At 45.9% G+C, this 12599-nt stretch carries 8 protein-coding genes; all 8 read right to left on the reverse strand.

Features of this window, described 5'->3' with window-relative positions:
- Window positions 1–79: 79 nt before the first annotated feature.
- Complete coding sequence (fusA, locus tag ACU1JV_RS27030; protein ID WP_016324746.1) at window positions 80–2158, reverse strand: elongation factor G; 2079 nt, start codon at window positions 2156–2158, stop codon at window positions 80–82.
- Between the two features lie 47 nt (window positions 2159–2205).
- A complete protein-coding gene (gene rpsG, locus ACU1JV_RS27035) occupies window positions 2206–2676 on the reverse strand; it encodes a 30S ribosomal protein S7 (RefSeq protein ID WP_007432586.1) in 471 nt (156 codons plus the stop codon).
- Between the two features lie 50 nt (window positions 2677–2726).
- On the reverse strand, window positions 2727–3149 hold the full coding sequence (rpsL, locus tag ACU1JV_RS27040; RefSeq protein WP_007432587.1) for a 30S ribosomal protein S12: 423 nt from the start codon (window positions 3147–3149) through the stop codon (window positions 2727–2729).
- A gap of 144 nt (window positions 3150–3293) precedes the next feature.
- Window positions 3294–3545: a ribosomal L7Ae/L30e/S12e/Gadd45 family protein gene (locus ACU1JV_RS27045; RefSeq protein ID WP_013373271.1), complete on the reverse strand. Its 252-nt coding sequence runs from the start codon at window positions 3543–3545 to the stop codon at window positions 3294–3296.
- A gap of 222 nt (window positions 3546–3767) precedes the next feature.
- The gene (rpoC, locus tag ACU1JV_RS27050) at window positions 3768–7382 is read right to left on the reverse strand and encodes a DNA-directed RNA polymerase subunit beta' (protein WP_013373272.1); all 3615 of its coding nucleotides are present in this window, start codon (window positions 7380–7382) and stop codon (window positions 3768–3770) included.
- 140 nt (window positions 7383–7522) lie between these two features.
- Window positions 7523–11068, reverse strand: a complete 3546-nt coding sequence (rpoB, locus tag ACU1JV_RS27055) for a DNA-directed RNA polymerase subunit beta (RefSeq protein ID WP_058831477.1) — start codon at window positions 11066–11068, stop codon at window positions 7523–7525.
- A 343-nt stretch (window positions 11069–11411) separates the two neighbouring features.
- Complete coding sequence (locus ACU1JV_RS27060) at window positions 11412–12026, reverse strand: class I SAM-dependent methyltransferase (protein ID WP_013373274.1); 615 nt, start codon at window positions 12024–12026, stop codon at window positions 11412–11414.
- Window positions 12027–12182: 156 nt separating this feature from the next.
- Window positions 12183–12548: a 50S ribosomal protein L7/L12 gene (gene rplL / locus ACU1JV_RS27065; protein WP_013373275.1), complete on the reverse strand. Its 366-nt coding sequence runs from the start codon at window positions 12546–12548 to the stop codon at window positions 12183–12185.
- Window positions 12549–12599 lie beyond the last annotated feature (51 nt).

The raw sequence follows: 12599 nt of genomic DNA on the forward strand, positions 1-12599 counted from the left end.
CTCAATAACATGTTTTATTTTTAGGCTGTCGGAAACCTTTTGAAAAAACCTAGAGTATCCGATCAGCTAATACACTGTATTACTCGCCGCCTTTGGTTTTGGCAACGATCTCTTCAGCAATGCTCTTCGGAACTTCTTCATAGTGATGAAGCTCCATGGAGAACACACCGCGTCCTTGTGTACCGGAGCGAAGTGTAGTGGAATATCCAAACATTTCGGACAATGGAACCATTGCACGAATAATTTGGGCACCACCACGGGAATCCATACCTTCAATCCGACCACGACGGGAGTTCAGCATACCCATTACGTCACCCATGTATTCCTCTGGAACCGTTACTTCAACTTTCATAATCGGCTCAAGCAATACAGGTTTACATTTGTCTTTCGCTGCTTTTAGCGCCATTGAACCGGCAATTTTAAATGCCATTTCATTGGAATCGACATCATGGTATGATCCATCCACAATTGTAGCTTTAACGTCCACAAGCGGGAAGCCTGCAAGGACACCGTTTTTCATTTGCTCTTCAATACCAGCAAGTGCAGGTCCGATGTATTCTCTTGGAACAGAGCCACCGACAACCTTGCTTTCAAACTGGCTACCAGTACCTGCTTCGAGTGGTTCGAACTCAACCCATACGTGACCATATTGACCACGACCACCGGATTGACGAACAAACTTACCTTCAACACGTGCTGGAGCACGGAATGTTTCACGGTATGCTACCTGTGGTTTACCAACATTGGTTTCCACTTTGAACTCACGACGCATACGGTCAATGATAATGTCCAAGTGAAGCTCACCCATACCTGCCAAGATAGTTTGGCCAGTTTCTTCGTTAGTAGAAGCACGAAGAGTTGGATCTTCTTCGGTCAACTTACCGAGTGCAACTGCCATCTTGTCTTGGTCAGCTTTGGTTTTAGGCTCAACCGCGATTTCGATAACCGGATCAGGAAAGTTCATGGATTCGAGAATAACAGGATTCTTCTCATCACACAGTGTATCACCTGTACCTGTATCTTTCAAACCTACGGCTGCCGCAATGTCACCGGAGTAAACTTCAGTGATTTCTTGACGGCTATTCGCGTGCATTTGAAGAATACGTCCGATACGTTCACGTTTGCCTTTTGTTGCATTCAATACGTAAGAACCGGATTGAAGAACACCGGAATATACGCGGAAGAATGTCAATTTACCAACGTAAGGGTCCGTCATAATTTTGAAGGCCAATGCGGAGAAAGGCTCTTCATCAGAAGAATGACGTTCAACTTCCGTTCCATCTTCCAGATGACCTTGAATACTTGGTACATCAATAGGAGCTGGCAGGTAATCAACAACAGCGTCCAGCATCAACTGAACACCTTTGTTACGGTAGGAAGATCCACAGATAACTGGGAAGATCTTAACTTCTACAACACCTTTGCGGAGAGCGGCTTTAATTTCTTCAACCGTGATCTCTTCGCCTTCAAGGTATTTCATAGTCAAATCTTCATCCAGTTCGGCAACCTTCTCAATCAATTCGTTGCGGAGTTCTTCGACTTTGTCTTTGTATTCCGCAGGAATTTCGGTTTCTTCGATATTTTGACCAAGGTCATCTTTGTACATATAAGCCTTTTGCCCAACGATATCGATGATACCTAAAAAGTCATTTTCTGCACCGATTGGAAGTTGAATCGCAACTGCGTTCGCTTGAAGGCGATCACGCATATCTGCTACAACGTTCAAGAAGTCGGCACCAATAATGTCCATTTTGTTTACATATGCGATCCGTGGAACGCCATAGCGATCAGCCTGTCTCCATACAGTTTCAGACTGAGGCTCAACGCCTTCTTTCGCACTGAAAACACCAACTGCTCCGTCCAATACACGAAGGGAACGTTCAACTTCAACAGTGAAGTCAACGTGCCCCGGGGTGTCAATGATATTGACGCGGTGACCTTTCCAGGCAGCGGTCGTCGCAGCGGAAGTAATCGTGATTCCGCGCTCTTGTTCTTGTTCCATCCAGTCCATTGTCGCAGCACCTTCGTGAACTTCACCGATTTTGTGCGTACGGCCTGTGTAGAACAAGATCCGCTCTGTTGTTGTGGTTTTACCCGCGTCAATATGAGCCATGATCCCGATATTACGTGTATTTTTCAAGGAGAACTCTCTTGCCATGAAATGGGTCTCCCTTCAAAATTGAAGTTATTTTTTTGAGCTGAATCCTACCAACGATAGTGAGCAAACGCTTTGTTCGCTTCAGCCATTTTGTGCGTGTCTTCACGTTTCTTCACGGAAGCGCCTGTGTTGTTGGAAGCATCGATAATCTCAGCCGCCAAACGCTCTTCCATAGTTTTCTCGCCGCGGTTGCGGGAGTAGTTCACGAGCCAACGTAATCCCAGGGACGTACGTCTTTCTGGTTTTACCTCGATTGGTACTTGGTAGTTGGCACCGCCGACACGGCGTGCTTTAACTTCCAGGACTGGCATGATATTCTTGATAGCTGCTTCAAATACTTCCATCGGGTCATTACCCGTACGTTCTTGGATAAGCTTGAACGCATTATACAGAATGCTTTGAGCAACGCCTCGTTTTCCGTCGAGCATGATGCGGTTGATCAAGCGAGTAACCAACTTGCTGTTGTATACCGGATCTGGCAACACGTCTCTTTTGGTAACTGGACCTTTGCGTGGCATGGATATCCCCCTTTCTTACATGTTAAACCTGCATATGCGGTTTATATTCATTAGGATTTTTTAGCTTTAGGGCGTTTTGCGCCGTATTTGGAACGAGCTTGCATGCGGTTGTTTACGCCTGCAGTATCCAAAGCACCGCGAACGATGTGGTAACGTACACCCGGAAGGTCTTTTACACGACCACCGCGAATCAGCACTACGCTGTGTTCTTGAAGGTTATGTCCAATACCTGGAATGTAAGCAGTCACCTCTACACGGTTCGTCAAGCGAACACGGGCATATTTACGAAGTGCGGAGTTCGGTTTTTTCGGAGTCATAGTACCTACACGAGTGCACACTCCGCGTTTTTGCGGGGCACTGATGTCGGTAGCTTCACGTTTCAAGGCATTAAAACCTTTTTGCAAAGCCGGTGATTTCGATTTCTCGATTTTGGCTTGACGTCCTTTACGAACCAGTTGGTTAATAGTTGGCATGTTGGTTGCCACCCCCTTCCTCAATTTTTGCTGTTACTTTATAAACCTTATCTAAGCCCACAGACCCAGGCGGTTCATAAAAGAACAAATGAAAAGTCTTTGCCGCCAAGAATAACGATTCCCTAGACAAAAACGTTCCTTACCCTATTGTTTTACGATAGCAGCCATCGCGGCTCCCACTTCAATCCCGCATGCAGCTCCGAGATTTTTCATTGTATCTACGAGAGTCACTTTGACCCCGTGCTTATTGCACAAATCAATGATGTTGGAAGTGAAACGCTGATCTGCATCTTCTGCCACATATACTTCCGAGGCGAAGCCCAATTCTACCATACGAATGGTTTGTTTGGTACCGATTTTGACATGAGCATCTTGCAGTCCCTGTTCTTTAGACATATCTCATTCCTCCGAAAAGACCCAATAGCATATAGGCTGCTCACGCACCTTTGCTATATTAGCATTGACTATGAACAATGTCAAGACAATTATCAACTATAATCTATTTAAACAAAGTAATACGTTACATTTTTATAAGAAGCACCGGAGCACCGTTGCTACAACCTTTACCAAAGCTTATATCTACGGTGTTCCGGGCTTATCATACTTTTTTTTATATTACTACTCAGCTGAAATGGGTTCGAGCTCCTCAGATGAGGATTGCCCCTCTTCAGGCTGGGCAAATTTCACGCTACGGTAACGGTTCATACCTGTTCCCGCAGGGATCAATTTACCGATAATTACATTCTCTTTCAATCCAAGCAACTGATCGACTTTTCCTTTGATAGCTGCATCTGTCAGGACACGAGTAGTTTCCTGGAAGGAAGCTGCTGACAAGAAGGAGTCAGTTTCCAAAGACGCCTTGGTGATACCAAGAAGAACTGGTTTGGCTACCGCTGGTTCTTGGCCGCTGAGAATTGCTATCTTGTTTGCATTTTCATACTCATGCACATCAACAAATGAACCTGGAAGCAGTGTCGTGTCGCCCGCATCAATGATACGAATTTTACGCAACATTTGACGAATCATAACTTCTACGTGCTTGTCGTTGATTTCTACACCCTGGTTCCGGTATACACGTTGAACTTCCTGAAGGATATAGTTCTGCACCCCGCGAATACCTTTAATACGCAGCATTTCTTTAGGGTCAATCGAACCATCCGTCAGTTCGTCCCCGGCTTCCACAGTCATGCCTTCGCTTACGCGCAGACGTGAACCATAAGTGACCGAATAGGTTTTTGTTTCAGCTTCACCCTGAATGTCGATTTCGCGACGGTCTTTCCCTTCACGAACCTCTTTAACTACACCGTCAATTTCACTGATGGTTGCCTGACCTTTAGGATTACGCGCTTCAAAAAGCTCCTGGATACGAGGCAAACCTTGGGTGATATCGTCGCCCGCTACACCACCTGTGTGGAACGTACGCATGGTGAGCTGTGTCCCTGGTTCACCGATGGATTGAGCCGCGATAATACCAACCGCTTCACCAATCTCAACGTGCTTGCCAGTAGCCAGATTACGGCCGTAACATTTTTTGCAGACGCCATGTTTAGCACGGCAGCTTAGTACGGAACGAATTTGAACTTTATCCACACCAGCTTTAACGATCGCTTCAGCTTTGTTGGAGTCAATCAGTTCGTTGCGTCTAGCCAAGATTTCACCCGTTTCAGGATGACGTACGGTTTCGAAGCAATAGCGACCTTCCAGACGATCGTACAGGTCCTCAATGACTTCTTTACCATCCTGGATGCGACTTACTGTAAAGCCTTTATCCGTTCCGCAGTCATCTTCGCGCACGATAACATCCTGCGCCACATCAACGAGACGACGAGTTAGGTAACCAGAGTCAGCCGTACGTAAGGCTGTATCCGCCAAACCTTTACGCGCTCCGTGAGTGGAGATAAAGTACTCGAGTACTGTCAGACCTTCACGGAAGTTCGATTTGATTGGGAGCTCGATAATACGACCAGATGGATTCGCCATCAGTCCACGCATACCGCCAAGCTGGGTAATCTGTGATTTGTTACCACGCGCTTTAGAGTCAACCATCATCATGATGGAGTTGTAGCGATCCATGGATTTCATCAAAATGTCTGTGATATCGTCTTTAGCCTTAGACCAAATATCAATAATCCGGTCATAACGTTCCTCGTTCGTAATCAGACCACGACGGTACTGATTGGTCACGACTTGTGCTTTATCATCAGATGCCTTAAGAATATCCTGTTTCTCTTGAGGTACAACTACGTCTGCCACAGCAACCGTCACACCTGCACGAGTAGAATACGTAAAGCCAAGCTGTTTGATCTTATCCAAAATCACGGCGGTTTCTGTCGTATGGTAAATCTCAAAGCAACGGGCGATGATATTACCAAGGTAATCCTTGCCCACTCCACCAGCTTGCGGAGCGTTCTGAATGGCTTCAGTAAGGTTTACACCTTTCTCGTAAACAAAGAACTCTTCAGCAGTACCATAAAGCAGGTTGGCACGAGTAGCGTCATTGATATACGGGAAGCTTGCTGGGAAAATTTCATTAAAGATAATTTTACCCACGGTTGTAATCAACATCGCATCCTGTTGCTTCTCTGTAAAGCTCGTTTTATTCAAAGCTTTAACCGGAATAGCTACACGAGCATGAAGACCCGCTGTTCCGCGCTGGTAAGCCGAGATAGCTTCATTCGGGTTGCGAAGGATCATGTTGCTTCCTTCTTCTTCCTTGTTGTCCATTGTCAAATAGAATGAACCAAGCACCATATCCTGGGAAGGAGTAACAACAGGCTTGCCGTCTTTCGGATTCAAAATGTTGCCGGATGCCAGCATGAGCAAACGAGCTTCCGCTTGAGCCTCTGCAGACAGCGGAACGTGAACCGCCATTTGGTCACCGTCAAAGTCGGCATTGTATGCCGTACATACGAGCGGATGCAAACGAATCGCGCGACCTTCAACCAAGATCGGTTCAAATGCTTGAATACCTAGTCTATGCAGCGTAGGGGCACGGTTTAGAAGAACCGGATGCTCTTTGATTACTTCTTCGAGTACATCCCACACTTCAGCACTCACACGCTCTACTTTCCGCTTCGCGCTCTTAATGTTGTGTGCCAAACCTTTGTTAACAAGCTCTTTCATAACAAAAGGCTTGAACAGCTCCAGCGCCATTTCTTTCGGCAGACCGCATTGGTACATCTTCAAGTACGGGCCTACTACGATAACGGAACGACCGGAATAGTCAACACGTTTCCCGAGCAAGTTTTGACGGAAACGTCCTTGTTTACCTTTCAGCATGTGGCTGAGGGATTTCAAAGGACGATTACCCGGACCTGTAACAGGACGACCACGACGACCATTATCAATCAGAGCGTCAACAGCTTCCTGCAGCATCCGTTTTTCATTTTGCACGATAATATCTGGCGCACCCAGATCTAACAAGCGTTTCAGACGGTTATTACGGTTAATAACACGACGATACAGATCATTAAGGTCAGAAGTAGCAAAACGTCCACCGTCCAGCTGTACCATTGGACGAAGCTCAGGAGGAATAACAGGCAGTACGTCCATGATCATCCAATCCGGTTGGTTACCAGAGTTACGGAATGCCTCAATAACTTCAAGGCGTTTGATCGCACGGTTTCGACGTTGCCCTTGAGCTGTACGTAGCTCTTCTTTCAAGAATTCTAATTCTTTGTCTATATCTAAATCTTGAAGAAGCTTTTTAACCGCTTCAGCACCCATTCCCGCCTGGAATCCGTAGCCATATTTCTCACGATAGCTGCGGTATTCTTTCTCGGACAGGAGTTGCTTTTTCTCCAAAGGCGTATCTCCTGGATCGGTTACAACATAAGATGCGAAGTAAATGATCTCTTCCAAAGATCTTGGAGACATATCAAGAGCAAGACCCATACGACTCGGAATGCCTTTGAAGTACCAAATGTGCGATACAGGAGCAGCCAACTCAATGTGGCCCATACGCTCACGGCGAACCTTAGCGCGAGTAACTTCTACTCCACAGCGGTCACAGACAACACCTTTATAGCGTACACGTTTGTACTTACCACAGTGACATTCCCAATCTTTCGTAGGTCCGAAAATTTTCTCGCAAAATAGTCCTTCTTTTTCCGGTTTAAGCGTACGATAGTTAATCGTCTCCGGTTTTTTGACTTCTCCGCGGGACCAAGAACGAATCTTTTCGGGGGAAGCAAGCCCGATTTTCATATATTCGAAATTGTTAACGTCCAACAAGGAGCAACCCTCCTTAACCAAATCCTGAGTTTTTAGGTTTGATACCGCCCGGCAGCACCGGGCGGTATCAAGAAGCCTGATCCATCCAAAAATGGATCAAAGCATATAACAAAGCTGATATGAGTCAGTCAGCAGTCAATCTACTCTACGCCAACCTCAGAGCCTTCCAGATTCAAACTCAGCTTATCGCCAGTTGTGTCATCTTCATCATCAAGCTCTCTCATTTCGATCTCTTGTTCGTCTTCAGACAGAATCTTCACGTCCATACCCAAGCTTTGCAGCTCTTTGATCAAGACCTTGAATGATTCAGGAACACCTGGTTCAGGGACATTTTCACCTTTGACGATGGATTCGTAAGTTTTAACACGTCCAACCACATCATCGGATTTCACAGTCAAAATTTCCTGAAGCGTGTACGCTGCACCGTAAGCTTCCAGTGCCCATACTTCCATCTCCCCGAAGCGCTGACCACCGAATTGGGCTTTACCACCCAATGGCTGTTGCGTAACGAGAGAGTAAGGACCTGTAGAACGGGCATGGATCTTATCGTCTACCATGTGCGCCAGTTTGATCATGTGCATGACACCGACAGTAACTTCACGTTCAAAACGATCACCTGTACGTCCATCATACAACACCGTTTTACCATTGCGTTGCATACCCGCTTCTTCCATCGTATCAAATACGTCATACTCCTTGGCACCATCGAATACTGGAGTTGCCACATGAATACCAAGACGCATTGCAGCCATACCCAGATGCACTTCAAGCACCTGTCCGATGTTCATCCGCGAAGGTACGCCCAGCGGGTTCAGTACGACTTGTACTGGGGTGCCATCCGGCAAGAATGGCATATCTTCTTCAGGCAGAATACGGGCAACGACACCCTTGTTACCGTGACGTCCAGCCATTTTATCGCCTTCGGAAATTTTACGTTTTTGAGCAATGTATACGCGCACCAGCTGGTTTACACCCGGTGGCAGCTCATCGCCATTTTCACGTGTAAATACTTTAACATCTACAACGATCCCGTCGGTTCCGTGAGGAACTCTCAAGGAAGTATCACGAACCTCGCGCGCCTTCTCACCGAAGATCGCATGCAAGAGACGTTCTTCAGCTGTCAATTCAGTCACACCTTTAGGTGTTACTTTACCAACAAGAATGTCACCTGCGGCGATTTCCGCACCGATGCGAATGATGCCGCGTTCATCTAGATTACGAAGCGCTTCTTCACCAACATTCGGAATATCACGAGTGATTTCTTCTGGTCCAAGCTTCGTATCACGAGCTTCAGATTCGTATTCCTCGATATGGATCGAGGTGTATACATCCTCTTTAACCAGCTTCTCGCTCAGCAAGATCGCATCCTCGTAGTTATAACCTTCCCAAGTCATGAACGCTACGACAACGTTACGTCCCAGTGCCAACTCACCCATCTCGGTGGAAGGACCATCGGCAAGAATATCGCCAGCCTTGACAATATCACCTCTGTTCACAATCGGACGCTGGTTGATGCATGTTCCTTGGTTAGAACGCATAAATTTGTGTAATTTATACTTAACAATATCGCCTTTTACTTCAGTACCATCTACCGTTTCAATACGACGCAGCCAAATTTCGTTAGCCGAAGAACGTTCAATTACCCCGTTGTACTTGGACACAACGCAAACACCAGAATCTTTTGCAGACTTATGTTCCATCCCTGTTCCTACCAAAGGCGCTTTCGGAATCAGCAGTGGGACAGCCTGCCGCTGCATGTTGGAACCCATCAGTGCGCGGTTCGAGTCATCATTCTCCAGGAACGGAATCAGTGCAGTTGCGACCGATACGACCTGTTTAGGCGATACGTCCATGTAATCAACACGGCTACTTGCCATTGGAATAATGTTATCAGACTGCTTGTTATAGCGGACAATAACGATTTCATCCTTAAAGGTGTTTTCTTCTGTTAGTTCCGCATTTGCCTGAGCAACGATGTAGTTATCTTCCTCATCAGCAGTCAGGTAATCAATCTGGTCTGTAACTTTTCCGGTTTTCGGATCTACCCAACGATAAGGAGCTTCGATAAATCCATACTCATTAATACGTGCGAAAGTGGACAAAGAGTTGATCAAACCAATGTTCGGTCCCTCTGGTGTCTCAATAGGACACATACGGCCGTAGTGACTTGGATGGACGTCACGTACTTCCATGCCCGCGCGTTCGCGCGTCAAACCGCCGGGTCCGAGTGCAGACAGACGACGTTTGTGCGTTAATTCAGCAAGCGGATTTGTCTGATCCATAAACTGAGACAGCTGGGAGCTACCAAAGAACTCTTTAATCGACGCAATGACCGGACGTATGTTAATCAGCGCCTGTGGCGTGATTACATTAGCATCCTGAATCGACATTCTTTCGCGCACCACGCGTTCCATACGGGACAAACCGATCCGGAACTGATTTTGAAGCAACTCACCTACAGAACGCAAACGACGGTTGCCCAAATGGTCAATGTCGTCCGTACTTCCGATTCCGTGAAGCAAGTTAATAAAATAACTGATGGAGGAAATAATATCGGCAGGCGTAATGTTCTTAACCGATTTATCGATATTCCCATTGGCAATCAGTTTTACCACTTTACCGTCTTCAATTGGCGAGAATACATCAATCGTTTGAAGCGGAATATCGTTGCTTTCTAAAACACCACTAGCAACATGATACGTACGGTGTCCAACCGACTCTTCCAGTTGAGCCAAAATCTCGTCCAACAGGCGGCGGTCTACCATTTGCCCTGCTTCAGCAATGATTTCACCAGTTGTCGTATCAATCAGGGTCTCAGCAAGCCGTTGATTGAACAGACGGTTTTTGATGTGAAGCTTTTTATTGATTTTGTAACGGCCTACGTTGGCCAGATCATAACGTTTTGGATCAAAGAAGCGTGCAACAAGCAAGCTTTTTGCGTTATCCAATGTAGGCGGCTCACCCGGACGAAGACGCTCATAAATTTCGATCAGCGCTTTCTCCGTGGAATCCGTGTTGTCTTTATCAAGTGTGTTGCGGATATATTCGTCATTGCCGAGCAAATCCAGAATCTCAGCATCAGTGCCAAAGCCAAGCGCACGCAGCAACACCGTAACCGGAATTTTACGGGTACGGTCAATCCGGACATAGATAATATCCTTCGCATCCATCTCCAGTTCGAGCCAAGCCCCCCGGTTAGGAATTACCGTTGCGGTGTATGTTGTTTTCGCATTCTTGTCGACTTTTGTGCTGAAATAGACGCTGGGAGAGCGAACCAACTGGCTGACAATAACCCGTTCCGCACCGTTAATAATAAACGTACCCGTTTCAGTCATCAGCGGGAAGTCTCCCATGAATACTTCCTGCTCTTTCACTTCCCCGGTTTCTTTATTAATAAGCCGGACTTTTACCCGAAGCGGTGCTGCATACGTAACGTCGCGTTCCTTTGCGTCGTCAACGGTATATTTGGGTTCTCCGAGAGAGTAATCAATAAACTCCAGAATCAGATTTCCTGTGAAATCTTGAATTGGAGAAATATCCCGAAACATTTCCCGTAATCCTTCCTCCAAAAACCAATCATAGGATTTTTGTTGGATCTCAATCAGGTTGGGAACCTCGAGTACCTCATTAATACGTGCATAACTGCGCCGAGTGCGTCGACCATATTGAACAAGATGTCCTGCCAACTTAAACTCACCCCTCATGTCTACTCACTTTAAAAATACATTGCGAACCTCTGTTTGTGACCTTATAATAAGACACATACAGAAGATTCGATCTTACAAATACAGAAAAGCCCTTACTCGAATGCATTCGAAAAAAGAGCGACGTATCTGCGGAATCCTCTTGCCGGAAGATCTTCACCACTTGTAGATTTGCCCAAAATGGTTATATTATACGTAATAGGTATAAATACTATACCCTGTTACGCATAAATCTATTGACATTTCAACAAACTAAAGCCATGGAGGGCATCCTAATACTGACATTTTATAATGATATCACAGACCAGGATTCAAGTCAATGGTCCTATTGCATTTTTCTAAAAGTTTTTTCTGCCTTCAGAATCCGATAACCTTTATCCTTCGTAACTTCCTCCACATAACCAAAAAGGCTCTCTATTTTAGCGCTCGCCGAAGGAGCACCCTGTTTTTTCTGGATGACGACCCACAAAGCTCCACCCTCGTTTAAATGCTCATATGCAAGTTCAAAAATGGTGTGCACCGTTTCCTTCCCTGCACGTATAGGAGGATTCGTCAAGATCACGTCAAAACGTTCGTGTTGCACTTCTGCAAACAAATCACTTTGCTTAATGGTGACATTTTTAATCCCATTACGCTCCGCATTCTCTATCGCTAATTGAACGGCTCGCTCGTTAATATCAACCATTGTAACGTGTCCGTCTGGGACAAGCGTTGCCGCCGTCAAACCAATCGGTCCGTAACCACATCCTACATCCAATACCGAGGCATTTGTAGGAAGTTGCATAGCTTCGATCAGCACTCGACTCCCATAATCAATTCCCTGCTTTGAAAAAACGCCTGAATCGCTGGCAAATCGATAGGAACGTCCACGTAGCACTGTTTCTAAACTTCGTCGTTCATGCGCCGTCTCTGGCCGTTTGGAGTAATAATGATCAGCCATTCACGCCCACCTCTTTCGGTTGTACGGTCGTACTAACATCATAGCCTTTAGAATAATATCTCAGACCTGTTCATAATACCGTTTTACAGCAACAAACCCCTTGAAGATCACCTCAAGGGGTTTGTTTTAATTCATTGTCTGCCAGAGAGCAGTCAATTATTTTACTTCTACAGAAGCGCCTGCTTCTTCCAATTTTGCTTTAACGGATTCAGCTTCTTCTTTTGCAACTTTTTCTTTCAGTGGTTTTGGAGCGTTGTCAACCAGTTCTTTTGCTTCTTTCAGGCCAAGACCTGTGATTTCGCGAACTGCTTTGATAACGTTGATTTTGGAAGCGCCAGCGCTTGTCAAGATTACGTCGAACTCGGATTGCTCAGCTTCTGCTGCGCCACCTGCTGCGCCACCTGCTACAGCTACTGGAGCTGCTGCAGTTACGCCGAATTCTTCTTCGATTGCTTTCACGAGATCGTTCAGTTCCAATACGGACATACCTTTAATTGCTTCCAAGATTTGCTCTTTACTCATGGTTGAACCTCCATTTAAATTCGTATTTTTTTGTTCCTAACTGCTATACAG

The organism is Paenibacillus sp. T2-29 (genome assembly GCF_052921365.1).